This window comes from Streptomyces sp. NPDC056128, assembly GCF_042263835.1.
Taxonomy (GTDB): domain Bacteria; phylum Actinomycetota; class Actinomycetes; order Streptomycetales; family Streptomycetaceae; genus Streptomyces.
The window spans coordinates 76110-100496 of the sequence record NZ_JBHJVQ010000005.1; the positions used below are offsets into that span (position 1 = coordinate 76110).

Below are 24387 nucleotides of genomic sequence, written 5' to 3' on the forward strand. Positions count from 1 at the left end.
AGGCACTCGAAAGGAGGGTGATGGCAGATGATCACCCGTGAAGAGATCGCCAACGTCCTGGACCAACCGGTCTACGACGGGGACGGCAACAAGATCGGCGACGCCAAGCATGTCTTCTTCGACGACATGACCGGGCGCCCCGAGTGGGTGAGCGTCAAGACGGGCATGTTCGGCTCCAGCGAGTCCTTCGTGCCCATTCGCGACGCCGCGCTGGTGCAGGACCACCTAGAGGTTCCCTACGGCAAGGACCAGGTCAAGGGCGCGCCCAGTGTCGACGTCGACGCGGGCGGCCATCTGTCGGAGACCGAGGAACACCGGCTGTACGACTACTACGGCATCAACTGGGACAGCGTGCTGTCCGAGGCCGAGCGGACCGACGACGGCCGCTGGGCCGCCGGTCCCGGACCGGCGGGCACGGCGGGAGCCGCCGGCGCGGCGGGCGCCGCGGGTCTGGCCGGCACGACCCGTGGGACCGGCGACACGGACATGGGCCGTGACACGAGCATGGGCCGTGACACGAACATGGGCACCGGTACGGACATGGGCAAGGGCAGCGCGGCCGGGATGGCCGGGCGCCGGGACGCCCCCGACCGTACGGGCCTGCGCGAAGACGAGGCCATGACCCGCTCCGAGGAGCAGATGCACGTCGGCGTCGAACGACGGGAGACGGGCCGCGCCAGGCTGCGCAAGTACGTGGTCACCGAAGAGGTGCAGCAGACCGTGCCCCTGAAGCACGAGGAAGTGCGCGTGGTGCGCGAGCCGATCACGGACGCCAACCGTGGCGACGCGCTGTCCGGGCCGGAGATCAGCGAGGCCGAGCACGAGATCACGCTGCACGCGGAACGCCCCGTCGTGGAGACTGAGGCGGTCCCGGTGGAGCGCGTACGGATGACCATGGAGGAGCACACCGAGAACGAGACGGTGCGCGGCCAGGTCCGCAAGGAGCGGATCGAGGCCGAGACCGAGTCCTTCGACGAGGACGACATCGCGCGGGGCCGCGAGTGACCGTTCCCCGCCCTCACCGCGAGAACGAGCGCCGGTGAACCGGCTTCACCGGCGCGTCCCGCCGTCCAGGGCCCGGTCCAGATAGGGCGCGGTGGCACTGCCGTCGGCACGCGCCACCTCGCCGGGCGCCCCCGCGGCGACGATCCGCCCGCCCGCGTCACCGCCGCCCGGCCCGAGGTCGATCACGTGGTCGGCGCCCGCCACCACGGTCATGTCGTGCTCGACGACGACCACCGTGTGCCCGGCGTCCACCAGACCGTGCAACTGGCGCATCAGCACCTCGACATCCGCCGGATGCAGGCCGGTCGTCGGCTCGTCGAGGAGATACAGGGTGTGGCTGCGGCGGCCCCGCTGGAGTTCGCTCGCCAGCTTGATGCGCTGCGCCTCCCCGCCGGACAGCTCGGTGGCCGGCTGACCCAGGCGCAGATAGCCGAGCCCGACGTCGAGCAGCGCGGCCAGGCTGCGCGCCACCGGCGGAGTGTCCGCGAAGAACTCCGCCGCGTCCTCCACCGTGAGGTCGAGGACCTCGGCGATGTTCCGTCCCCGGTACGCCACTTCGAGCGTCTCGGGGTTGTAGCGCGCCCCGCCGCAGTCGGGGCACGGCGCGTACGTGCTCGGCAGGAACAGCAGCTCGACGCTGACGAACCCCTCGCCCTGGCAGGTCTCGCAGCGCCCGCCGGGCACGTTGAAGGAGAAGCGGCCCACGCCGTACCCGCGCTCCCGGGCCTGGTCGGTGGCGGCGAACACCTTGCGCACGACGTCGAACAGGCCCGTGTACGTGGCCAGGTTGGAGCGCGGGGTGCGTCCGATCGGGCGCTGGTCGACGGAGACCAGCCGGCCCACCCCCGGCAGGTCCTCGGTGATCTCGCCGACGAGCGTCGACTTGCCCGAGCCGGACACGCCCGTCACCGCGGTGAGCACGCCGAGCGGGAAGCCCGCGGTCACCCCGCGCAGGTTGTGCCGGGTGACCGGGCCGACCGTCACGGTGCCCCGGGGGACTCGCGCCCGGCGCACGGGGGCGGGGGAGCGGTCGAAGAGGTGACGGGCGGTCGCGGACCCGGTGACCTCCGCCAGTCCGGCGACCGGGCCGCTGTACAGCACCCGTCCGCCGTGCTCGCCCGCCATGGGACCGACGTCCACGATCCAGTCGGCGCCGCGCATCACGCCGAGGTGGTGCTCCACCACGAACACCGAGTTGCCGGCCGCCTTCAGCCGCTCCAGCACCGTCAGCAGCGCCTCGGTGTCCGCCGGGTGCAGCCCCGCCGACGGCTCGTCCAGGACGTACACCACCCCGAACAGCCCGGAGCGCAGCTGCGTCGCCAGCCGCAGCCGCTGCAGCTCGCCCGCCGACAGGGTGGGCGTCGGGCGGTCCAGGCTCAGATAGCCGAGGCCCAGCTCGACCACGGGCGTGATGCGGGAGACCAGGTCCCCGGTGAGCACCTTCGCCGTCTCGCCCTCGGTCGGCAGCACCCCGGCCAGCTCCGTGAGCGGCAGCGCGGCCAGTTCGGCGATGGTGCGGCCGCCGACGGTCACCGCCAGCGACTCCGCCCGCAGCCTGCCGCCGCCGCAGACGGGACAGGGCGTACTGGTGAGGAAGCGCTCGGCCTTCGCCCGCAGCGTGGCGCTCCTGGAGTCCGAGAACGTCTTCATCACGTACCGCCGGGCGCTCATGTACGTGCCCTGGTACGGCCGCTGGATGCGGCCCGCGTCGCGCACCGGATGCACCGTGACCACGGGCTGCTCGTCCGTGAACAGGATCCACTCGCGCTCGGTGGCGGGCAGCTCGCGCCAGGGCCGGTCCACGTCGTACCCGAGCGCGTCGAGGACGTCCCGCAGGTTCTTGCCCTGCCAGGCGCCCGGCCACGCGGCGATCGCGCCGTCCCGGATCGACAGCGCCGGGTCCGGGACCAGCAGTTCCTCGGTCGTGCGGTGCACCCGGCCGAGCCCGTGGCACTGGGGGCAGGCCCCGGCCGCCGTGTTCGGCGAGAAGGCGTCGGAGTCCAGGCGTTCGGCGCCCGGCGGGTAGTCGCCGGCGCGCGAGAAGAGCATCCGCAGGGAGTTGGAGAGGTTCGTGACGGTGCCCACCGAGGACCGGGACGTCGGAGCGGCGCGGCGCTGCTGGAGCGACACGGCGGGCGGCAGCCCGGTGATCTCGCCCACCTTCGGCGCACCGACCTGGTGGATCAGCCGGCGGGCGTACGGCGCGACCGACTCGAAGTAGCGCCGCTGCGCCTCCGCGTAGACCGTCCCGAAGGCCAGCGACGACTTCCCGGACCCGGAGACACCGGTGAAGACGGCGACCACGTCCCGGGGGACGTCCACGTCCACGCCCTTGAGGTTGTGCTCACGGGCGTCGCGCACCCGGACGTACGGGTCGTGGGGGATGTGCACCCCGCGATCCTACGCCGCGGCGGCGGACGTCCCCGCGCCGACGACGCGGGCGAGCCGCCGGTAGGAGTCCAGCAGCGCCTCGCGGTCGTACGTGCTCGTGGTCACCAGCACCTCCTGGGCGCCGGTCTCCTTCACCAGCGTCTCCAGTGCGTCGGCGACCTGCTCCTCGGTGCCGGCGATGTGCCCGGCGAGTCCGGACTCGTACAGGTCGCGTTCCTTGGCGGTCATCGTCCGCGCCTCGACCTCCTCGGCCGGGGGCAGCGGCGGGAAGGTGCCGCGGGTGCGGGCGTGGGTCATGGACCAGGCCTCCGGGACCAGGAGCCGCCGGGCCGCCTCGGGGGTGCCGGCCACGGCGACGGTGCCGGACACGACGACGTACGGCTCCGGGCTCCACTCGGAGGGGCTGAACCCGGCGCGGTAGCGGTCGATGCCCCGGCGCATGCGGTCGCGGTCGCGCAGGTCGCCGATGACCATCGGCAGGCCCGCGCGGGCCGCCACGGCCGCGCCCTCGCCCATCGCCAGGACGAAGGGCGGCACGGTCAGCCCCTCGGCCGGGCGGGCGTGCGCGCCGGTCGGGGACCTCCCGCGGAACCAGCCCAGCAGCTCGGCCAGTTGCCCCTCGAAGTCGTCGGCGTCGTCCTTGTCCCGGCCCAGCGCCCGGCGGACCCCGTCGGTGAAGCCCACCGAGCGGCCAAGACCCATGTCGATCCGGCCGGGGAAGAGCGACTCCAGTACGCCGAACTGCTCGGCGACCACCAGGGGCCGGTGGTTGGGCAGCATCACGCCCCCGGTGCCGACGCGTACGCGGCTGGTGGCGCCGGCCACCGCGGCCGCGAGCACGGTCGGCGCCGAACCCGCCACCCCGGGCACGCCGTGGTGCTCCGACACCCAGAACCGGTGGTAACCGAGCCGCTCCGCCTCCCGCGCCAGCTCCACGGTGTCGCGCAGCGCCTCCGCCGCGGTCCGGCCGGCCCGGATGCGGGAGCGGTCGAGGACGGAGAAGCGCGTGGTGGCGATCGTCGAGGTCACATCCGGTTCAACGCCCGGGGCCCGCACAGATTCCCGGTGCCGGGTTCTAGTGTGGTCGGGTGACCGACAGCAGCAGGCCCCCGGTGGCCGTGTTCGACCTGGACAACACCCTCGCCGACACCGCGCACCGGCAGCGCTTCCTGGAGCGTCGGCCGCGCGACTGGGACGCGTTCTTCGCCGCCGCCCCGCACGATCCGCCGCTCGCGGAGGGCATCGCGCTGGTGCGGGAGCGCGCCGAGGAGTGCGAGATTGTCTATCTGACCGGGCGGCCCGAGCGCTGCCGTCGCGACACGCTCGACTGGCTGGCCGCGCACGGACTGCCCGAGGGGCCGGTGCACATGCGGGGCAACGCCGACCGGCGGCCCGCCCGGCGCACCAAGCTGGAGATCCTGCGGCGGCTCGCCCGCACCCGCGAGGTCCGGGTCCTCGTCGACGACGACGAGCTGGTCTGCGACGACGCCGCGCGGGCCGGTTTCGCCGTGGTCCGGGCGCGCTGGGCGGAGCGTTCGGCCGAGCTGCGGGTGGCGCAGGAGCGCGAGGGGCGCACCTGACCGTCCGGTGAGCCGCCGAGGGCTCAGTCCGACTCCTCCAGGCGGAAACCGACCTTGAGGCCGACCTGCCAGTGCGCGACCTCGCCGTCCTCGATCTGGCCGCGTACCTGGGTCACCTCGAACCAGTCCAGGTTGCGCAGCGTCCGGTGGGCGCGCCTGACGCCGTTGCGGACGGCTTGATCGACGCCGTCGGGCGAGGTGCCGACGATCTCGGTGACCCGGTAGGTGTGGTTCGACATGCGGGTGCTCCTTCCGCGCGGGCGGCGGTGTGTCATGCGTCACTCCACCGTGCCCCAAGTCGCGGCGGAGCGCGAGGCATCGCTCTCCGTGCGGGTAACCCTGCGTCACCCCCTTGACCCCTCCTATTGGTACATACCAAAATCCCAGACACCCGTTCGAGCCTCGGGCTCGCCCCCCATGTCGGGTCTCCCTTCGCGTGCGCAGGACACCCCTGTCCGCCTCCGCCCCCTGTCCGTCAGACAGAAGGACCCCTCGTGAGACGACGCCCCCTCGCCCTTGTCTGTGTGTCCGCCTCCCTGCTCAGCGGCTGCGGACTGATCTCGCAGGACGGCGGGAGCGAGCGGCGCACCGTCACCGTGTGGCTGATGAAGGACAGCGCCTCGCAGGACTTCCTGCGGCGGTTCACCGAGGACTTCGAGAAGGACCACCCCGACCTCGACCTCGACATCCGCATCCAGGAGTGGACCGGCATCGGCGGCAAGGTGCAGACCGCGCTGAAGGGCGACGGCACGGACGGGCCGGACGTCATCGAGGTCGGCAACACCCAGGTGCCGCAGTACGCGGAGGGCGGCCGGCTCCAGGACCTGACCCTGGAGTCGATGCGCGACTGGGGCATCCGCGACTGGCTGCCCGGCCTCGCCGAACCCGGACAGTACATGTCCCAGCAGTTCGGCATCCCCTGGTACGCCGCCAACCGCGTCGTCATCTACCGCAAGGACCTCTTCGAGCAGGCCGGCGTCGCCGAGCCGCCCCGCAGCCGCGAGGAGTGGATCACCGCCACCGAGAAGCTCGACGCCGACGGCCGCCAGGGCATCTACCTCGCCGGACAGGACTGGTACACGCTCTCCGGCTTCATCTGGGACGAGGGCGGCGAGCTGGCCACCCAGGCCGGTGACGGCGGCACCTGGACGGGCGCCCTGGACTCCGCGGCCGCCCTGCGCGGCATGGACTTCTACCAGGAACTGCAGGCCCTCGGCGACGGGCCGGTCGACGCCGACGAGGAACACCCCCCGCAGGGCGACGTGTTCGCCAAGGGGCAGGTCGCGCAGATCGTCGCCGTGCCCGGCCTCGCCCAGTCCATCGTCCGCGCGAACCCCGAACTCAAGGGCGAGCTGGGCTTCTTCCCGGTGCCCGGCAAGACGGCCGACAAGCCCGGCGCCGTCTTCACCGGCGGCTCCGATCTCGTCGTCCCGAAGAACGCCGACGAACACGAGGGAGCCCTCGCCGTGGTCGACGCGCTGGCCGGCGCCAAGTGGAACACCGACCTGGCCCGCACCATGAACTACGTCCCCAACAAGAAGTCCCTCGCCAAGGCCGTCGCGGGCGAGGAGGGCGCCGAGGCCATGGCGGCCGGGGCGGCCCAGGGCCGGGCCACCCCCGGGACGCCCCGCTGGGGTGCCGTCGAGGCGGACAACCCGATCAAGGACTACATGACCAAGGTGCTCTCGGGGTCCGACGCGAAGTCGGAGGCCCGCCGGGCCTCCGACCGCATCACCGAACTGCTGGACGTCAACGCCCGCTGACCCCGCGCGGGTTCAGCGCACCACGCTCAGCGACAGCGCGAACCGGTCCTCGCCGTCGGTCCACCAGTGGGTCAGCTCCAGCCCGGCCGCGGCGAGTTCGGCCCGCACGCCCTCCCGCCGGAACTTCGCGGACACCTCGGTACGCAACTCCTCCCCGTCCGCGAAGTCCACGGCCAGGTCGAGCGCCTGGACCTTGACCGTCTGCGCGCCGCGCGCACGCAGCCGCATCTCGATCCACTCCCGCTCGGCGTTCCACCGCGCCACGTGCTCGAAGGCGGTGGGCGCGAAGTCGGCCTCCAGTTCCCGGTTGATCACGGACAGCACGTTCTTGTTGAACTCGGCGGTCACCCCGGCCGCGTCGTCGTACGCCCGGACCAGCACTCCCTCGTCCTTGACCAGGTCCGTGCCCAGCAGCAGGGCGTCCCCGGGGGAGAGCAGGGCGCGTACGGCGGCCAGGAACGCGGCACGTTCGTCCGGCAGCAGGTTGCCGATCGTGCCGCCGAGGAACGCCACCAGCCGGGGCCCCGGCGTGTCGGGCAGCGTCAGCCCGCCGGTGAAGTCGGCGATCAGCGCGTGCACCTGGAGGTCCGGCCGCTCGGCGGCGATCGCCTCCCCGGCCTGGGTGAGGGCGCTCTCGCTGACGTCGACCGGCACGTAGCCGCGCAGGCCGGTCAGCGCGTCGAGCAGGAACCGGGTCTTCTCCGAGGAACCGGAACCCAGCTCCACCAGGGTCCGGGCGCCGGTCGCCGCGGCGATCTCACCGGCCCGGTCGACGAGGATCTCCCGCTCGGCCCGGGTCGGGTAGTACTCGGGCAGCGCGGTGATCTCCTCGAACAGCTCGCTGCCCCGCGCGTCGTAGAACCACTTGGGCGGCAGCCACTTGGGCGTGCTCGTCAGGCCCGCCAGGACGTCGGCGCGCAGGGCGGCGCCCGTGGCGTCCTCGGGCAGGGTGCGGGTCAGTCGGAACTGGCTCACGTGCGGGGCTCCTTGGGAGAGGCGAAAGCGTCTGCGGGGGCGGGATCGCCCGGTTCCTTCAGCGGGGTGAGCTGCACCTCCGTGCGGCCCGCCACGAGCAGCGTGCGGTCGGGGACCTCCTGCCAGTGCGGGTCGTCGTCGTACGGCTCCGAGGCGACGACCGTGCCGCCGCCGGGGCGGGTCAGGTACCACAGGGTGTCGCCCCAGGTGGTCGCCGTGATCGTGGCGCCGTCGGTGAGCAGCAGGTTGAGCCGGGAGCCGGGGGCCGCCGCGGCGACCTCCAGCACCGTCTCGGCCAGCGCGCGGCCGTCGTCGTCCCCGGCCCGCAGCCGGGCCAGCACCAGCGCCCACACGAGCGCCGAGTCGTTGCGGGCCTCCAGCGACAGCAGCTCCCCGGCCGGCAGCGTTCCGGCCACCCCCGCCAGCGTGTCCGGCCAGCCGGTCACGGCTCCGTTGTGGCTGAACAGCCAGGTGTCCGCCGCGAAGGGCGCGGCCGCGGCCTCCGCGTCGGCGCCCGCCAGCGTGGCGTCCCGTACGGCGGCCAGCAGCGTCCCGGTGCGCACCACCCGGGCCAGGTCGGCGAAGGACTGGTCCGCCCAGATCGGCCCGGCCCGCCGGTACCGGGCCGGCACCGGGTCGCCCGCGGCGTACCAGCCGACGCCGAACCCGTCGGCGTTGACCGTGCCGTACCGCTGGTGCCGGGGCGCCCACGACTGGCGGTACAGGCCGTGCGGCGGCGCCACCAGAAGCCGGCCGAGCGGCTCCTCGGGGCCGACGTACGCGAGGTGCCGGCACATCAGGCGACCTCCGCCGACCGCGCGGTGCGGAACCCGGAGAAGATCTGCCGCCGGATCGGATAGTCCCAGTTGCGGAACGTGCCCCGGCAGGCCACCGCGTCCACGGCGAACGAACCGCCGCGCAGCACCTTGTACTCGGGGCCGAAGAACACCTCCGAGTACTCCTTGTACGGGAACGCCCGGAAGCCCGGGTACGGGGCGAAGTCGCTCGACGTCCACTCCCACACGTCCCCGATCAACTGCCGCACCCCGAGCGGCGACTCACCGGCCGGGTAGCTGCCCGCGGGCGCCGGGCGCAGATGGCGCTGGCCGAGATTGGCGTGCTCCGGGCCCGGATCGGCGTCGCCCCACGGGTAGCGGGCGGTGCGGTCGCCGGCCGGGTCGTGCCGGGCCGCCTTCTCCCACTCGGCCTCGGTGGGCAGCCGGCGCCCGGCCCAGCGGGCGTACGCGTCGGCCTCGTACCAGCTCACGTGCAGCACCGGCTCGTCGGCCGGCAGCACCTCGGTGACCCCGAAGCGGCGCCGCAGCCACTGCCCGCCGTCCCGGCGCCAGAACAGCGGGGCGGTGATGGAGTGCCGGCGGATGTGGTCCCAGCCCTCCGGCGCCCACCAGCGCGGGTCGTCGTAGCCGCCGTCGTCGATGAACGCCCGGTACGCGCCGTTGGTCACCGGCGTGGTGTCGAGGAAGAACGGCGCCACCTCCCGCCGGTGCGCGGGCCGTTCGTTGTCCAGCGCCCACGGCTCGGTCGAGGTGCCCATCGTGAACGGCCCCCCGGGCACCAGGACCTCCGACGGGCCGGTGAACAGCGGCACCGGGTCCGGGTCCGGGGCGGTCAGCGCCTGCGGGCCCTTGCGGAGCTGGTGGGTGATCAGCATGGTCTCGTCGTGCTGCTGCTCGTGCTGGGCGATCATCCCGAAGGCGAAGCCCGCCTCGGTGAGCCGGGTCCCGTGGAACGCGACTCCCTCCAGCACGTCCAGCGCCCGTCCGCGCACGTCGGCCGCGTACCCGCGGGCCTCGGCGGGCGACAGCAGCGGCAGCCGGGGCCGTTCGGCGCGGGGATGCTCGAAGGCGTCGTACAGGCTGTCGATCTCGGGCCGTATCGCCTCATGCCCGCCGACGGCGCGCAGCAGCCACTGCTCCTCCTGGTTGCCGATGTGCGCCAGGTCCCAGACCAGCGGGGACATCAGCGGCGACACCTGGCCGGTGAGGTCGGGGCCCTCGACGCAGCTTGTCAGCAGCGTGGTGCGGGCGCGGGCCCGGACCAGCGCGGACAGGGCCCGCTCGCGCAGCGCGTCGCCGTCGCCGGGGTCGGTGGCGGTGTGGGTGTCGGTGGCGGTGTCCATGGCGGGGTCGGTCATGAGCGGGTCTCCCTCCCGTGCGGGCCAGGGCTCGCGCCGTCCGGCGGGTCCAGCAGATCGTCGGCGGGGCAGCGGCCCCTGCGGACGTAACGCTCCAGGTACCCGGCGACGGCGTCCGTGACCTCGGTCGTGGCGCCGAGCCGGGGCAGCGCGTCGAGCGCGGCCGTGAAGCAGGTGACGGCGGCCTCCCGCAGCTCCGGATCGGCGACGGCGTCGCGCGCCGCGTCCTCGTACAGCGGGTTGTGCGGGCCGGGCCGGCCGAGCGTGCGCTCGGCGAGCGGCTTGACGGCCCGATAGGCGGTCTCGGTGGCCTCCGGATCGTCGAACAGCGCCGCCGTCACGGCGAGCGGCACGATCCACCCGTCCTCCCCGGGCTGCGCGTCGATCATGCGCAGTTCCAGGTGGCCGCGCGGCCTGACCGGCGGGAACAGCGTGGTCAGGTGGTAGTCGAGGTCCTCCCGGGTCGGCGGCCTCGGCGACCGGTTCCTCGTCCACTCCCGGAAGGTCATGCCCTCCGGTACGTCCCAGGGCCCGCCGTCGTTGCGTACGCACATCACCGGGGCGTCCAGGACGTGCCGGGTCCAGGCGCCGCGCGGGTCGGAGTCGAGCGGAGGGCCGCCGGCCCGGGCGGCGCCGATCTGCGCCCACCGCAGCTGCCGGGTGGACCGCCAGCCGGTGGGCCGGTCGCCGGCCAGCGGGGAGTTGGCGAACGCGGCCACCAGGACCGCGCCCAGCTGGTGGGCCAGCCACCAGCGGCGTACGTGCCCCATCGGGCCGGGTTCCTCGTGCCCGGCGTCCACGCAGACCTGCACGGACGCGGAGGTGCACATCATGAACCGCCCGGCGGGGCCGGTACGGTCGAGACAGGCCTCCATGGCGTCGTAGCGCGGCTGCCGCAGGAAGCGGCGGGGCGCGTGCCAGGGATCGTGGCCGAGGCCGACGAGGGCGAGACCGTCCTCGCGCAGGACCGCGCGGACGGCGTCCAGGTCGGCGGAGACGGTGCGGACGCACTCCATCAGGGAGGCCGCGGGGAGCGAACTCAGCTCCAGCTGGCCACCTGGCTCGACGGTCAGCGCCGACCTCAGGGGCACGGCCCGCAGCGCGGTGTACACCGCCTGGAGCCGTTCGGGTGATACGGGGAGCCGCGGCGCGCGCGACTCGTGGACCAGCCATTCCACCTCGACACCGAGGAGCCTGGGCGGACCGGTCTTGAAGCAGATGCCGTGGACCAGCGCCTCGACCTCGGCCTCACTGACGGCGGTACGTGGCCGGATACAGCCACCAACCGAATCTGACATGTCGGGATCCTCCTGAGATTCCACCATGCCGCCGACCCATGAACAGGTGGGCCGGGTCGGCACACTCGTCCCACCCAAGACCCTCGTGCCGGTCCGCACAAGGATGCATTTCGGGACGTTCCAGATCGGTAATGTCCGCGACCCGGTTGTTTCCGGGGGCTTTCCCCGGTGTCTGCCGACAGCAAAACTCCGTTGCGACGCACCACCAGCATCACCCAGGATTCCCGCATGAGCACGACGGGGGAGACCGCGCGGCGCGTGGTCAGGGCGTCCACGGGGGTGGCGCCGTGAGCGCGCGCCTGCGGGGCCTCGCACAGCAGACCGAGCAGATCGCGGCGGCCGGGAGCTACCGCACGGCGGACGGCCGCGAGGTGCCGGTCGGCGCGGCGGTCGAACGGGCCCGCGAGGGCACGCGGATGTACGGGCCGGAGCCCGTGGCACTCGGCGTTCTCACCCCGGTGCGGACCGTCTTCGAAGTCACCGGCGAGAGCAGCCTGGAGGCCGCCCGGCGGCTCGGCGGCGAGGTCGCCGTGCTCAACTTCGCCTCCGCCCGCAATCCCGGCGGCGGCTACCTCAACGGCGCCCAGGCGCAGGAGGAGGCCCTGTGCCGGGGCTCCGCGCTGTACACCTGCCTGCTGCGGGCGCGCGAGTTCTACGACCACCACCGCGCCCACCGCGACCCGTTCTACACGGACCGCGTCATCCACTCGCCGGCCGTGCCCGTCTTCCGGGACGACCGCGGCCGCCTGCTCGACGAGCCGTACACGGCCGGATTCCTGACCTCCGCCGCGCCGAACGCGGGCGTGGTGCTGCGCACGGCCCCGGAGCGCGCCGCCGAACTGCCGGCCGCCCTGGCCGCGCGCGCCGAGCGGGTGCTGGAGACGGCCGCGGCCCACGGGTACCGGCGGCTGGTGCTCGGCGCCTGGGGCTGCGGGGTGTTCCGCAACGACCCGGCCCAGGTGGCCGGCGCGTTCCGGACGCTGCTCGGGCCCGGCGGACGCTTCGCCACCGCGTTCGAACAGGTGGCGTTCGGCATCCTGGACCGCACCCCGGGCGGCACGGTCCGGGAGGCGTTCGCGCGCGCCTTCCCCGAGGGCGGGTGACCGGCGGCCGAGAGCGCCTCAGCTCCAGCCGTAGCGCTCCCGAAGACGCTGCCGTACGAGATTGAACCGCATCCGGTCCAGGGCACACGCCTCGCGGCGCATCCCGGCGTCGTGCAGCCTCAGCACCCGGTCCACGTCGACCCACGAGTCCCGCCCGGAGCGGTCCCACGGCCCGCTCCCGATCGGCACCCACTCCCGGTCCCCGTCGTGCCGCTTGCTGGACAACTGCACCGCCAGCACGGTCCCGGCCGCCTCCCGGGCGACGACGAGCACGGGCCGGTCCTTGCCCCTGCCGTCGTTCTCCTCGTAGGGCACCCACGTCCAGACGATCTCACCGGGATCGGGATCGCCGTCGTGCGCGGGGGAGTACTCGGTCCGGACCCGGCCCACCCTCCCGGGGTCGGCCTCGGTCGTCGCGGAGGGACCGAAACGGCCGGGGACGGTGTCGTCGTGGCTGTCGATGTCGTCGGTAGAGGCGCTCACGGGCCGTACCGTACGGGACGCCGCGGCGGGGCTGTGAGGGGGACCTGTGGCGGGTCCCGGCCGCCCCGCCGTGGCCGCAGTGTGCCCCCGGCCCCGGGTCGCCGCCCTTCGGCCGCCCACGGGTGGTCCCCCGGCTCGCCCGCCTCGGGTCGGCGCCGCTCGTGATCGGGTGGCAGGCTGATCACCGGGCCCCCGCTTCCGCCGCCCGGGGGCGTGGCCGCGACCGTACGAGTCAGAAAGCGACGTCATGACCGACCAGCTCACCGTGACCGTCCTGGGCACCGGCATCATGGGTGCCGCGATGGCCCGCAACCTCGCCCGCGCCGGACACGCCGTCCGCGTCTGGAACCGCAGCCGGGACAAGGCCGAGCCGCTGGCCGCCGACGGCGCGTATGTCGCCGCCGACCCCGAGGAGGCCGTACGGGGCGCGGACGTCGTCCTCACCATGCTGTACGACGGCCCGGCCGCGCTCGACGTCATGGGGCGCGCGGTACCAGGTCTGCGGCCCGGCACCGTGTGGGCGCAGTCCACCACCGCCGGGGTCGACGCGGTCGCCGACCTGGCCGCCTTCGCCCACGAGCACGGCCTCCTCTTCGTCGACGCGCCCGTGCTGGGCACCCGGCAGCCCGCGGAGGCCGGGCAGTTGCTGGTGCTGGCCGCGGGTCCGGCCGCGGCCCGGGACACGGTGGGGCCGGTGTTCGACGCCGTCGGCTCCCGCACCGTGTGGACCGGCGAGGACGGCGCGGCCGGCAGCGCGACCCGGCTGAAGCTGGTGGCCAACAGCTGGGTGCTCGCCGTGAACAACGCGGCGGGCGAGAGCCTTTCGCTCGCCAAGGCCCTGGGCGTGGACCCGGACGCCTTCCTCGACGCCATCGCCGGCGGGCCGCTCGACATGGGCTATCTGCGTGCCAAGGCGGGCCTGATCCGCGACGGCGCGCTGACACCCGCCCAGTTCGCGGTCGGCACCGCCGAGAAGGACGCCCGGCTCATCGTCGAGGCCGGTGAGGCCAATGGCGTCCGCCTGGACCTCGCCGCCGCCGGCGCGGACCGCCTGGCACGCGCCGCCGCGCAGGGGCACGGCGACGAGGACATGGCGGCGGCGTACTTCGCCAGTTTCGAGGAGAAGTCGTCCCCCTGAGCGCCCGGGGTACCGGGGAACGTGAGACCGCGACGCCGAGCCGATCTCGGCGCACACGAGGACGAGAAGGAGCCCGCATGTCCAAGCCACCGCTGCCGCCCGAGGCCGTCGCACTGCTGCGCCGTCCCAACCCGGCCGTCATGGCGACCCTCCGCTCGGACGGCGCGCCCGTCTCCACGGCCACCTGGTACCTGTGGGAGGACGACGGCCGCGTGCTGGTCAACCTCGACGCCGGGCGCGTCCGCCTGGGACACCTGCGCCGCGACCCGCGCGTCACCCTCACCGTCCTCGCGGACGACGACTGGTACACGCACGTCACCCTCATCGGCCGCGTCACCGAGCTGCGCGACGACGAGGACCTCACGGGCATCGACCGGCTCTCCACGCAGTACACCGGCAAGCCGTACCCGAACCGGGAGCGCCCCCGGGTCAGCGCCTGGATCGAGGTGGAGCGCTGGCACGGCTGGGGCTCGCTGAAGGACAGCGACCAGGCGTCCGGCTGACGCGCGCGGCACGCGACGGGTGCGGGCGTGCACTCGCCCGCACCCGTCGCGTGCGCTCACGTACGCCGCTCAGACCCGCTCGGGCGCGGGCGCCGACTCCGCGTCGGCGTACGGCACTTCGTCCCCGGGCCCGCGGTGGAACAGCCTCCCCGGCCACCAGAACCAGCGGCCCAGGTCCAGGGCGAGCGCGGGCACCAGCACCGTACGGACCAGGAAGGTGTCCAGCAGGACGCCGATCCCGACCAGGACGCCCATCTGCGCCATGGTCACCAGCGGCAGCCCCGCGAACACCGCGAAGGTCGCGGCGAGGACGACACCGGCCGAGGTGATGACACCCCCGGTGCTGGTCAGGCCCTCCAGCACGCCGCGGGTGTGCCCGAGCCGGGCGGCCTCCTCCCGCACCCGGTGCATCAGGAAGATGTTGTAGTCGATGCCCAGGGCCACCAGGAACACGAAGCCCATCAGCGGCATCGACCAGTCGATGCCCGCGAAGCCCAGCACGTGTTCGAAGAGCAGGTTCGAGGCGCCCAGCGCCGCCAGGTACGACAGCACCACGGTGGCCAGCAGCAGCACCGGCGCGACCAGGGCGCGCAGCAGCCACACCAGGACGGCCAGCACGACCAGGAGCACGATCGGCACGACCGTCGTCAGGTCGCGGCCGGCGGCCCGCTGGGTGTCCAGGTTCTGCGCGGTGGTGCCGCCGACCAGGGCGTCGGCACCCGCCACCCCGTGCACGGCGTCCCGGAGGCCGTCGACGGTGTCCTCGGCGCGCTCGCTGTCCGGGGTGTCCGCCAGGACGACGGAGAGCAGCGTGAGCGTGCCGTCCGGGCTGCGGTCGCCGCCCGGCTCCACGCGGGCCACGCCCTCGACGTCCGCCGCGGCCCGCCGTACCGCGTCGGCCTGCCCGGTGGCGGTGACGATCTTCGCCGGGTCGGAGGCACCGGACGGGTAGTGCGCCGAGATCCGCTCCTGGGCGACGACGGACTCCGGCTTGTCCTGGAACATCTCCGCCTGGGTCAGCCCCATCGAGATGCCGGCCGCGCTGAGCGCGAGGGCCCCGGTGACGGCCACCGACATCAGCCACGACCAGCGGGGACGCCGGGCCACCGCGGCCCCGACGCGGGACCACACGGTGCGCGACGAGCGGGCGGGCGTGCCCTCCCGCGGCACGAAGGGCCAGAACACCCAGCGGCCGGTGATCACGAGCAGGGCGGGCAGGACGGTGACCATCGCGAGGAAGGCGCACACCACGCCCACGGCGCCCACCAGGCCCAGCGACCGGGAGGAGTTGATGTCCGCGAAGCCCAGACAGGCGAGGCCCGCCGCGATGGTGCCGGCCGAGGCCAGAACCGCCGGACCCGAGCGGACCAGCGCGATCCGCATCGCCTCGTGCCGGTCGGCGTGGCGGTGCAACTCCTCGCGGTAGCGGGCGATGAGCAGCAGCGCGTAGTCGGTGCCGACGCCGAAGACCAGCACCATCAGCACGCCCGCGCTCTGCGGGTCCACCGGCAGTCCGGCGTACCGGGCCAGCAGGTAGGTGCAGACCTGCGTGAGCACGGCCGCGAAACCGACGGAGAGCAGGGGCAGCAGCCAGAGCACGGGGCTGCGGTACGTGATCAGCAGCAGCACGGCCACCACCAGCCCGGTGGCGATCATCAGGGTGGCGTCCAGGCTGTCGAAGACGGCGACCTGGTCGGTGAGCGAGGCGGCGGGGCCGCCCACGACGACGTCCACACCGGGTGGCGCGTTGGCGCCCACCTGGTCGCGCAGTTCGTCGATCTTCGCGGTGATGTCGTCCTCGCTGTCCAGCGGCACCACCGTCATCAGCGCGTCGCCGTCCTCCGACGGGACGGGCGGCGACACCTCCTCGCCCTCGGCCACGTACCGGGCGAGCACCGAACGGTCGGCGGCCGCCTGCGCCTCGGCGCCCGCACCGGTGTGGACGACCACGGCGGGCATCAGCGTGTCCGTACGGAACCGCTCCAGCTCCGTGTTGACCCGCGCGGACTCCGCGCCGCGCGGCAGGAAGGCGTTGGCGCTCGAGTCCTCGACGTCGCCCAGACGGCCGGCCAGCGGCCCCAGGGCGACGGCCACGATCAGCCAGGCCGCCAGGACGAACCACTTGCCGCGCCGCCCACCGGGCGCACGGGCGACACGCCGCAACAGCGCACGCATGAGTAATCTCCTTCATGGGGAACGCGCCCGCCGGTCGGTGACCGGCGCGGGGCGCACGGGACCCGCACCGCGGCGCTGAGGTGTGTCGACCTGCCGCGGTGTACGGGACGGATGTGTGTCTCGGGTGTGGCATCGGACGATGTCCGGGGTGTTCCGCCGTGGTACGGCCGGGAGTTGCCGCTCCCGGCCGTACGTCTGCGGCGGCTACTCGATCTCGCGCATCATCTTCTCCATCGAGCCGACCGCGAGCCGGGTCTGCGTCAGCTCGTCCAGGGTCTGCCGCTGCTCCTCCGCCGTGCGGCGCTGCAGCTCCACGGTGTCCTCCAGGAGTCGCGCGTACCTCGTGGCGAGCTCCTTGTACTGCTCCTCGCGCGCCGCCAGCATCCGGGCCCGCCAGGTGGCCGCGACCTGCCAGACGATCACGATCATCAGACCGAAGAACCCGGCCGCGCCCACGGCACCGACCAGGACCCCCAGTTCCTCGGCTCCTGCGGCGAGAGTCACCACGTCCTCGTTCACTTCGCTTCCTCTTTCGCGGTCCGGCCGGCGGTGCGGTCGGGGTCGGTGGTCTCGGTGAGCGTCGCGGCCGCCTGCGCGACGACGCGCGGGGTGAGTTCGTAGAGGAACGGGGTGACGTCGTAGTACTTCATCGACTTGCCGTCCTCTCCGACCTCCAGCGTGCCGACGACCAGCCCCGCCGCTTCCAGCCGTTGCAGGTGCATGTGCAGCAGCGGGCGACCCATGCCGATCAGCCGGGCCAGCGCGCTGACGTAGTTCCGGCTCTCCAGGAGCGCCGCGACGATCCGCATGCGGTGCGGGTTGCCGAGTGCGGAGAGCACCTTGAGCAGCTCGTCGCCGGTCGGTGCCGGAGGTGGGGCCTCGGGCATCGCGGCCCCTTTCCGTCGTACCTGTCAGTGAAGGCTGACAGGGGGCGCGGAGACCTGTCAAAGATTCCTGACACATCTCGGGGACAAGTCGGGGGCGAGTAGGGGACGGGTGGGGGACACATGGGGGGTACCCCGGGGGCGGAACAGGGATATAAGATCCACCGCGCGGCATCGCGTGTCGGTCACCGTCTGGGTGAGGCATGGAGGCGCCGCGGATGCCCGTGGAGGCATTGACCCGTGTCAGTCGAGTTCAACCACACCATCGTTCTCTCCCGCGACCGGGAGCGGTCCGCGCACTTCCTCGCCGGAATCCTGGGTCTCGAGGTCGGCGAACCGGCCGGAATGTTCCTGCCCGTGACGACCGCCAACGGCGTCACCCTCGATTTCGCCACCGTCGACATCGACATCCCCGTGCAGCACTACGCGTTCCTCGTCTCCGAGGACGACTTCGACGCGATCCTCGCCCGGCTCGTGGCGGACGGGGTCCCCATCCAGGCCGACCCGCCCGGCCGGCACCCGCGCCGGATCAACCGCAACGACGGCGGCCGGGGCGTGTACTTCACCGACCCGTCCGGGCACGGCATGGAAGCCTTCACCCGCCCCTACGGGAGCGACCCGTCCTCGCCGTTGAACGGCGTCACGGAGGACGTGCCCGGGGCCCGCTGAACCGGCCCGTTGTCAGTCCCCCTCCGCATACTGGTGGCCTCAGGGAGCCGGATGTGCCGGATGTGAGGGGGATGGGGCGTGCGGACGGTGTACAGAGGTGAACTGCCGGTCGTCCAGGGGCGGTTCCACGTGGACAGCCGCCGGGACCCGTACGGCCCGGGGCCGTCGGAGGCCTGCGCCGGGCAGACCAACGGTCTGTGCGGCGCGGCCGTCCCGGGCTGTCTCCTGCTGGACACGGGGCCGTGCACCGGGAGGGTCGGCCTGACCGTCGAGGTGCACCGGGCGGCACCGCCCCTCGACGACGGCTGGGAGGAGGTCGTGGAGGCGTCCTTCCGGCCGGTCTCCGCGTCGACGGCCGTCCTGCCCTGCGGACACGCGGCGCTGTGCGAGGTGGACCTGCCGCCGGCCGACCACCGGGTGCGCTACTGCGGGCGCGGTCTGGACCGGGGTGAGGCGGCCGGCCTCCGCGCTCCCGCGGCTGCCGGGCCCGTCGGCCACTATCTGCTCCAGTTCTGGCCGGCCCCGCCCGCCGCGGACCTGGTCGTCCGGCAGACCTCGCGCAGCGCCCGGGACCGGCACCGGTACGCCCGCGCGCTGCCCGCCCCTCGGTGCGGGGCGCCGACCGAGCGTGAGCGTGCCGAGGTCCGCTCCTGGGGCGGCCGGCTGCCCAGCCGCCGGGTGCGCGAGGTCGGCGCCGACGCGCGCGGGCTCGTACCGCTGGACCGGGACCTCCTCGACGCCGTCGACGCGGCGAGTCCGGCGACGCAGCGGAGCCTCGCGCGGTGGGCGGCGCACCGTGCCCTCACCGTGGCGGGACTGGCCGACCTCGACTGGATATCGGCCGCGCTGGCCGCGCTGGACCGGGGGGAGCCCCTGCCGGCCCCGTTCGACGACCCCTGCCAGGTCTGGGACCGCTTCTTCACCGACGAGCGCATCGCGGCGGCAGCGGTGGACACGTCCACCGACTGCCAGGGCAAGCCACTACGGCGGACCATGGCCCTGCCCGCGCTGCGCGCCGCCGCCGACCCGGACCCCTTGCGTGCCGCGATCGGCGCGGTCTTCGCGGCGGCGGTTGCGTACGGCTCGGACTGTGGGGCGTTGTTCGCGGCGGCGCGGCGGGAGTTCCCGGTTCTGGGGCGGGCTGTGCCGCCGGGGTAGGGGAGTTGGTTGCTGGTTCGGGCGGGATCTGTTGCGTGCTGCGGCTCGGGCTCTGTCGTTGTGGGGGCGGTGGCGCGTGGTTCGGTCTGCCGGGCGTTGTTCGCGGCAGCGCGCCGGGAGTTCCCGGTTCTGGGGCGGGCTGTGCCGCCGGGGTAGGGGAGTTGGTTGCTGGTTCGGGGCGGGATCTGTTGTGTGCTGCGCTTGGGCGCCGTCGTTGCGGCGGCGTGCTGGGGAGGGCTGGGCCGCCGGGTTGGGGGAGCCCGTTGCTGGGCGCGAGTCCGGGGCCGGGTCTGCTGTCGCGATCGGCGCCGCCGTCCCGCGGCGGCAGCGGATGCGCACGGATACGACCGCCCGTCCCGTTGGCCGTCGCCCGCCGGGAGTTCCCGGTGCTCGACGGGGCTACGCCACCGGGCTCGGGGAACCGGTCCCCTGTCCTGGGTCCGGGTCCGCGCCCGAATTCGGGGCCGAGGCCGAGGCCGGGGCAGAGCCCTGGCCCCCCTTCGGGCCGGACCCCACGTCCCGGCGTGGCAGCAGAAGTGGCGTCGCCAGGAGAAGCACGCCTGCCAGGGCGACCGCCGTGCGCAGGCCGGTCAGGGCCGCCAGGAGGCCCCACAGGGCGGTCAGTGCCGCGGTCGTCAGCTTGCCGCTGATCGTCCAGGCGGTCAGGGTGCGCGCGACCCGGTCCGGCGGGGTCAGGTCCAGCCGTCGCGTGGCGAACACCGGGTTGTACACCCCCACCGACGTGATCAGCGCGAACTCGACGGCCATCACCAGGACCAGACCCGGCACGCCCGGGCCGACGAAGGCCAGCCCCACCGGCCAGCACACGCGCAGCACCCCGCTGGTGACCAGCACCCGGTGCTCCCCGAAACGCGCCACGAGCGGTCCGGCCAGCCGGGAGCCGACCAGGCCCCCGACGCACGGCACCGCGAAGGCGAGCCCGTACTGCCAGGGCGCGAAGCCCAGATCGCCCAGCATGAGGACGGCCAGCAGTGGCGCGGTCGCCATGATGAGGCCGTTGACCAGGACCGTGTTGAAGAACAGCGGACGCAGTCCGGGGGAGGTGAGGACGAACCGCCAGCCCTCCAGCAGGTCACTGGACCGCAGCCGGGAAGTCCGGGCAGGGCCCGCGTGCTCGGGGAGGGGTTCCCCGTCGCCGATCGCACGGATGCCCAGCGCCGACAGCAGATAGCTGGCCGCGTCGACCGCCACCGTCACCACGGGCCCGAAGAGACCGACGGCGGCCCCGCCGACCGGCGGCCCGAGCATCGTCGCGGTCCAGCTCGTCGCCTCGAAGCGGCCGTTCGCGGCCAGCAGGTCCTCCCGCCGCACCAGCGACTTGAGACAGGAACCGGCGGCCGCCCGGAACGTGATGTCGGCCGCGGCGACGACCACCGACACGACCAGCAACTGGGCGAAGCCGAGCCGCCCGAATACGAACGCGACCGGCACGGTCAGCAGCACCGCGCACCGGATCAGATCCGTCGCGATCATGACCGGCCGCTTGCGCCGGAACTCCACCCACGGCCCCAGCGGCACCGCCACCACCGCGCCCACCGCGAGACCGGCCGCCGCCAGCGCCGACACCTGCGCCGGACCCGCGTTCAGGACCAGGACCGCGATCAGCGGGAAGGCGTCGAACGCGAGCCGCGTGCCGAAGGTGCTGACGGCGTACGCCGCCCACAGCCACCCGAACCCCCGCCCCAGCGACCTGCCGCCCGTCCCGCCCGATTCCGCCGCACCCGATTCCGTCACGCCCGAAATCCAAGCGAGCGGACGCCCCCGGATCAAACAACCGACCACCGAAGTAGCACAACTGGCAGTTGTGTACCGATGGGGCGCGAAGACCGAGCCGTCAGTACCCCGGCGTGCCCCTACCGCGCCAGCAGCTTCCGCAGCACCCCCGTGACCTCACCGGGCGCCTCCTCCGCCATGAAGTGCCCGCAGTCGACGGTGTCGTGCGACAGATCCGGCGCCCAGGCCCGCCACAACGCGGCGGCGTCGTAACCGAGGGCCGCGCCCCAGTCCTGCTGGAGCACGGACACCGGCATCCGCAGCCGGGCGCCGCGCTCCCGGTCGGCCCGGTCGTGCTCGACGTCGATGCCGGCCGAGGCCCGGTAGTCGGCCACGATGGAGGGCACCGCCTCACGGGACGCCTTGAGGTACGCGGCCCGGACATCGGCGGGCAGGGCCCCCGGGTCGCGGGTCCAGACGTCGAGGAAGTGACCGAAGAACGCGTCCGGCGCGGCGCCGATGAGCTGCTCCGGCAGTCCCGGCGGCTGCGCCATCAGATACAGGTGGAAGCCGACCGCGGCCGTGGTGCCGTGCAGGACGTCCCACATGTCGAGGGTCGGCAGCACGTCCAGCGCCGCCAGGTGCGTCACCGCGTCCGGATGGTCGAGCCCCGCCCGCACCGCGACGAGTGCGCCCCGGTCGTGCCCCGCCAGCGCGAACCGCTCGTGCCCGAGGGCCCGGGCGAGGGCGACGACGTCGGCGGCCATGGTCCGCTTGGAGTAGGCGGTGCCGTCGGGATCGGACGGCTTGTCGCTGGCGCCGTAGCCGCGCAGGTCGGGGCAGATGACCGTGTGGTCGGCCGCGAGGTCGGCGGCGACATGCCGCCACATCAGATGGGTCTGCGGGAAGCCGTGCAGCAGTACGACCGGGCTGCCGGATCCGCCGACCGCCACATGCAGCGCGACACCGTCGGCGACCGTGACGCGGTCGTGGGTGAAATCGGGGATGGTCGGTGTCATGGGGAGCCGTGCCTCTCTTCTGCCGTACGCCGTGTCTTCCGTCGTACGTCGTCTCTTCTGCCGTACGTCGTGCCGGTGACTGCCTCCGAGCCTGCCGGGCCCGGATCAGCAAGCGATCAGCACGCGTACCGTGGTGCTCGCACGGGCGAGGCGGATCGGAACGGACGGAACATGGAAGCGGTCACGTTCGGTGTGCTCGGACCGGTCACGGCCGAGCGCGGCGGCGACCCGCTCGCCCTCAAGGGCCCCCGGCACCGTGCCGTACTGGCCCGGCTGGTCCTGGCCCGGCGGCGGGTCGTCCCCGTCGCCCGCCTGGTCGAGGACCTGTGGGAGGCACCCCCGCCGCGAGCCGTGGGAGCGCTGCGCACCTTCGTCGGGGACCTGCGCCGCGCCCTGGAGCCCGACCGCCCGCCACGCGCCCCGGCCCACCTGCTGGTCACCGAAGGCCCCGGATACGCCCTGCGCGCGGCGCCCGGCTCCGTGGACGCGTGGCGTTTCGAAACGGCCGTCGCCGAGGCCGACCGGGGGCCCGCCGCGCAGGCCCCGGAGCGGCTCCGGGCGGCCTTGGAGGAGTGGCGGGGTCCCGCGTACACCGAGTTCAGCGGGGCGGAGTGGGCCCGCGGCGAGCGCTCCCGGCTCACCGAACTGCGGCTGCGGGCCGTGGAACGCCGGGCTGAACTGCTCGTGGACCTGGGCCGGGCCGCCGAGGCCGTCCCCGACCTGGACGCGCACCTCACCGGGCACCCCTGGCGCGAGGAGGCCTGGCGCCTGCTCGCCCTGGCCCTGTACCGGACCGGCCGTCAGGGGGACGCCCTCGCCGTGCTGCGCAGGGCCCGCGGCCGGCTGGCCGGACAGCTCGGCCTCGACCCCGGCCCCCGGCTGCGCCGCCTGGAGGCCCGCATCCTCGCCCAGGACCCGGAACTGGACCCGCCCGGTGAACCGGCGGACGCGGCGGCCCGGTTGTGGGCGGCGACGACCGAGGCGTACGACCGCACCGTCGCCGCCGGCGCGCACGCCCGTCTGGAGTCCACCGTGGGCCTGCTGCGCACCCTCGCCGTCACCGGCGGCGGCGGGCTGGAGGCGGCCCGGGAGCACCGGACGGCGGCGATCGCGGCGGCCGAGGAGACGGGCGACGCGGAGCTGACGGCCCGGGTGATCGGCGCTTACGACGTCCCCGCCATCTGGACCCGCAGCGACGACCCCGAACGCGCCCGCCGGATCGTCGAGGCGGCAGAACGCACCCTCGCCGCCCTGCCCGACGACGCCACCGCCGACGCGGCGCGCTGCCGCCTGCTGGCCACCGTCGCCCTGGAGTCCCGGGGCGTACGGTCCGAGCGCGGTCCGCGCGCGGCGGCCGAGGCCGAGCGCGTCGCCCGCCGCCTGGACGACCCCGCGCTGCTCGCCTTCGCCCTTAACGGTGTCTTCATGCAGTCCTGCACCAGAGCCGGGCTGGCCCCCCGCCGCGACACCCTCGGCGCCGAACTCGTCGCCCTCGGCACCCGGCACGGCCTGGTCAACCACACCGTCCTCGGCCACCTGATCCGCCTCCAGGCCCGCTCGGCCCTCGCCGACCTCGCCGCCGCCGACGAGCAGGCCACGGCCGTGGACCGGCTGGCCGAACGGCACGACCGGCCGCTGGTGGCCGTCTTCACCGACTGGTACCGGGCCCTGCGCCTGGCCGCCACGGGCAGCCCGTACGACACCGCGGCGGCCGCCTACCGCTCCGCCGCCACCCGGCTCGACGGCGCGGGCATGCCCGGCCTCGAACGCGGGCTGCTGCCCCTCGCCCTGCTCGGCCTGCGCCTCGCCCACGGCCGGCCGGCCGAGGTGGACCCGGGCGCGGACTGGGGGCCGTACCGCCCGTGGGCCGAGCCGTTCGCCCTCCTCGCCGACGGCCGCACCGCCGAGGCCCGGACGGCCCTCGCCGCCCTGACCCGGCCGCCGCCCGACCTCCTGTACGAGGCACTGTGCTGCGCCGAGGCCGCGCTCGCCCTAAGACTCGGCGACCGCGCGGCCCTGGAGCGCACCCACGAACGGCTGCTGCCCGCGTCCGGCGAACTCGCGGGCGCGGGCAGCGGGCTGCTCACCTTCGGGCCGGTCGACGACTGGCTCGCGGCGATCAGGCGGGCGCTGGGGACAGGGGGATCGGCGTGAACATCGCGGGTTCCTCGTCGGGGGTCAGCGCGGTGGACCGCACCCGGCGGCAGTGCTCCACGCGCACCGCCTCGTACGAGGCGAGCACCGCGTCCCAGCCAGGGAGGCCGCTTCGAGCGTCGCGACCAGGGAGCGCAGGCCGCGTGGGTCGTAGCGAGGACGGCTGGGTGCACGCGCGGGTCCTGGAGGCGGACCTCGCG

21 protein-coding genes and 1 pseudogene are annotated in these 24387 nt (G+C 74.2%); 9 read left to right on the forward strand and 13 right to left on the reverse strand.

The features are described from left to right. Positions 1-27: 27 nt before the first annotated feature. A complete protein-coding gene (locus ACFC1X_RS13370) occupies positions 28-1005 on the forward strand; it encodes a DUF2382 domain-containing protein (RefSeq protein ID WP_376352351.1) in 978 nt (325 codons plus the stop codon). Between the two features lie 45 nt (positions 1006-1050). Here ACFC1X_RS13370 and ACFC1X_RS13375 read toward each other — a convergent pair whose 3' ends face one another. Together ACFC1X_RS13375 and ACFC1X_RS13380 are read right to left on the reverse strand one after the other, a co-directional pair. Next, a complete protein-coding gene (locus tag ACFC1X_RS13375; protein WP_376352354.1) occupies positions 1051-3396 on the reverse strand; it encodes an ATP-binding cassette domain-containing protein in 2346 nt (781 codons plus the stop codon). A gap of 9 nt (positions 3397-3405) precedes the next feature. Next, a complete protein-coding gene (locus ACFC1X_RS13380; RefSeq protein WP_376352357.1) occupies positions 3406-4425 on the reverse strand; it encodes an LLM class flavin-dependent oxidoreductase in 1020 nt (339 codons plus the stop codon). Positions 4426-4484: 59 nt separating this feature from the next. On the opposite strand from ACFC1X_RS13380, the gene ACFC1X_RS13385 reads away from it, so the two are divergent. Further along, on the forward strand, positions 4485-4976 hold the full coding sequence (locus ACFC1X_RS13385; protein WP_376352359.1) for a hypothetical protein: 492 nt from the start codon (positions 4485-4487) through the stop codon (positions 4974-4976). Positions 4977-4999: 23 nt separating this feature from the next. On the opposite strand, the gene ACFC1X_RS13390 is transcribed toward ACFC1X_RS13385, so the two are convergent. Next, positions 5000-5215, reverse strand: coding sequence for a dodecin (locus ACFC1X_RS13390; RefSeq protein WP_376352362.1), 216 nt, complete (start codon positions 5213-5215; stop codon positions 5000-5002). A 255-nt stretch (positions 5216-5470) separates the two neighbouring features. Between ACFC1X_RS13390 and ACFC1X_RS13395 the strand changes: the two genes are divergently transcribed. Beyond that, complete coding sequence (locus ACFC1X_RS13395) at positions 5471-6739, forward strand: extracellular solute-binding protein (protein WP_376352364.1); 1269 nt, start codon at positions 5471-5473, stop codon at positions 6737-6739. Between the two features lie 12 nt (positions 6740-6751). Here the strand turns inward: ACFC1X_RS13395 and egtD are convergent, their stop codons facing one another. From egtD to egtA, 4 genes are read right to left on the reverse strand one after another with little or no spacing between them, the layout of a single operon-like run. After that, a complete protein-coding gene (egtD, locus tag ACFC1X_RS13400) occupies positions 6752-7714 on the reverse strand; it encodes an L-histidine N(alpha)-methyltransferase (RefSeq protein ID WP_376352367.1) in 963 nt (320 codons plus the stop codon). Then, on the reverse strand, positions 7711-8511 hold the full coding sequence (gene egtC / locus ACFC1X_RS13405; RefSeq protein WP_376352370.1) for an ergothioneine biosynthesis protein EgtC: 801 nt from the start codon (positions 8509-8511) through the stop codon (positions 7711-7713). The genes egtD and egtC overlap by 4 nt, the downstream gene beginning before the upstream one ends. Further along, positions 8511-9869 (reverse strand): ergothioneine biosynthesis protein EgtB, encoded by a 1359-nt coding sequence (egtB, locus tag ACFC1X_RS13410; RefSeq protein ID WP_376352373.1) that lies wholly within the window; start codon positions 9867-9869, stop codon positions 8511-8513. Before egtB ends, egtC begins: the two co-directional genes overlap by 1 nt. Continuing rightward, a complete protein-coding gene (gene egtA, locus ACFC1X_RS13415; RefSeq protein ID WP_376352376.1) occupies positions 9866-11167 on the reverse strand; it encodes an ergothioneine biosynthesis glutamate--cysteine ligase EgtA in 1302 nt (433 codons plus the stop codon). The genes egtB and egtA overlap by 4 nt, the downstream gene beginning before the upstream one ends. A gap of 287 nt (positions 11168-11454) precedes the next feature. Between egtA and ACFC1X_RS13420 the strand changes: the two genes are divergently transcribed. Then, complete coding sequence (locus ACFC1X_RS13420; protein WP_376352379.1) at positions 11455-12270, forward strand: TIGR02452 family protein; 816 nt, start codon at positions 11455-11457, stop codon at positions 12268-12270. A gap of 18 nt (positions 12271-12288) precedes the next feature. Here ACFC1X_RS13420 and ACFC1X_RS13425 read toward each other — a convergent pair whose 3' ends face one another. Continuing rightward, positions 12289-12753, reverse strand: coding sequence for a type II toxin-antitoxin system PemK/MazF family toxin (locus ACFC1X_RS13425; protein WP_376352382.1), 465 nt, complete (start codon positions 12751-12753; stop codon positions 12289-12291). 220 nt (positions 12754-12973) lie between these two features. Here ACFC1X_RS13425 and ACFC1X_RS13430 point away from each other — a divergent pair. Then, positions 12974-13891: pseudogene (locus ACFC1X_RS13430) on the forward strand (NAD(P)-dependent oxidoreductase); the annotation flags it as partial. 77 nt (positions 13892-13968) lie between these two features. Beyond that, positions 13969-14394, forward strand: coding sequence for a PPOX class F420-dependent oxidoreductase (locus tag ACFC1X_RS13435; RefSeq protein ID WP_376352385.1), 426 nt, complete (start codon positions 13969-13971; stop codon positions 14392-14394). 69 nt (positions 14395-14463) lie between these two features. Here the strand turns inward: ACFC1X_RS13435 and ACFC1X_RS13440 are convergent, their stop codons facing one another. The 3 genes from ACFC1X_RS13440 to ACFC1X_RS13450 form a co-directional block, all read right to left on the reverse strand. Further along, positions 14464-16569, reverse strand: coding sequence for an MMPL family transporter (locus tag ACFC1X_RS13440; RefSeq protein ID WP_376352388.1), 2106 nt, complete (start codon positions 16567-16569; stop codon positions 14464-14466). A gap of 204 nt (positions 16570-16773) precedes the next feature. Beyond that, positions 16774-17088: a hypothetical protein gene (locus ACFC1X_RS13445; RefSeq protein ID WP_163015692.1), complete on the reverse strand. Its 315-nt coding sequence runs from the start codon at positions 17086-17088 to the stop codon at positions 16774-16776. Beyond that, positions 17085-17456 (reverse strand): ArsR/SmtB family transcription factor, encoded by a 372-nt coding sequence (locus ACFC1X_RS13450; RefSeq protein WP_376352390.1) that lies wholly within the window; start codon positions 17454-17456, stop codon positions 17085-17087. Before ACFC1X_RS13450 ends, ACFC1X_RS13445 begins: the two co-directional genes overlap by 4 nt. 237 nt (positions 17457-17693) lie before the next feature. Between ACFC1X_RS13450 and ACFC1X_RS13455 the strand changes: the two genes are divergently transcribed. Together ACFC1X_RS13455 and ACFC1X_RS13460 are read left to right on the forward strand one after the other, a co-directional pair. Then, positions 17694-18122: a VOC family protein gene (locus ACFC1X_RS13455; RefSeq protein WP_376352393.1), complete on the forward strand. Its 429-nt coding sequence runs from the start codon at positions 17694-17696 to the stop codon at positions 18120-18122. A gap of 78 nt (positions 18123-18200) precedes the next feature. Further along, on the forward strand, positions 18201-19280 hold the full coding sequence (locus ACFC1X_RS13460; protein ID WP_376352395.1) for a hypothetical protein: 1080 nt from the start codon (positions 18201-18203) through the stop codon (positions 19278-19280). Between the two features lie 399 nt (positions 19281-19679). On the opposite strand, the gene ACFC1X_RS13465 is transcribed toward ACFC1X_RS13460, so the two are convergent. Further along, entirely contained in the window at positions 19680-21044 is a 1365-nt protein-coding gene (locus ACFC1X_RS13465; RefSeq protein ID WP_376353050.1) for an MFS transporter, read from the reverse strand. A gap of 110 nt (positions 21045-21154) precedes the next feature. Next, entirely contained in the window at positions 21155-22033 is an 879-nt protein-coding gene (locus ACFC1X_RS13470; RefSeq protein ID WP_376352398.1) for an alpha/beta fold hydrolase, read from the reverse strand. Between the two features lie 171 nt (positions 22034-22204). On the opposite strand from ACFC1X_RS13470, the gene ACFC1X_RS13475 reads away from it, so the two are divergent. Beyond that, the gene (locus ACFC1X_RS13475; RefSeq protein WP_376352401.1) at positions 22205-24187 is read left to right on the forward strand and encodes a BTAD domain-containing putative transcriptional regulator; all 1983 of its coding nucleotides are present in this window, start codon (positions 22205-22207) and stop codon (positions 24185-24187) included. Positions 24188-24387: the final 200 nt, after the last annotated feature.

Coding starts and splice junctions, on each gene's coding strand:
- ACFC1X_RS13370 (WP_376352351.1), top strand. CDS start 28: ATGATCACCCGTGAAGAGATCGCCAACGTCCTGGACCAACCGGTCTAC.
- ACFC1X_RS13390 (WP_376352362.1), bottom strand. CDS start 5,215: ATGTCGAACCACACCTACCGGGTCACCGAGATCGTCGGCACCTCGCCC.
- egtC (WP_376352370.1), bottom strand. CDS start 8,511: ATGTGCCGGCACCTCGCGTACGTCGGCCCCGAGGAGCCGCTCGGCCGG.
- egtB (WP_376352373.1), bottom strand. CDS start 9,869: ATGACCGACCCCGCCATGGACACCGCCACCGACACCCACACCGCCACC.
- egtA (WP_376352376.1), bottom strand. CDS start 11,167: ATGTCAGATTCGGTTGGTGGCTGTATCCGGCCACGTACCGCCGTCAGT.
- ACFC1X_RS13435 (WP_376352385.1), top strand. CDS start 13,969: ATGTCCAAGCCACCGCTGCCGCCCGAGGCCGTCGCACTGCTGCGCCGT.
- ACFC1X_RS13440 (WP_376352388.1), bottom strand. CDS start 16,569: ATGCGTGCGCTGTTGCGGCGTGTCGCCCGTGCGCCCGGTGGGCGGCGC.
- ACFC1X_RS13450 (WP_376352390.1), bottom strand. CDS start 17,456: ATGCCCGAGGCCCCACCTCCGGCACCGACCGGCGACGAGCTGCTCAAG.
- ACFC1X_RS13470 (WP_376352398.1), bottom strand. CDS start 22,033: ATGACACCGACCATCCCCGATTTCACCCACGACCGCGTCACGGTCGCC.
- ACFC1X_RS13475 (WP_376352401.1), top strand. CDS start 22,205: ATGGAAGCGGTCACGTTCGGTGTGCTCGGACCGGTCACGGCCGAGCGC.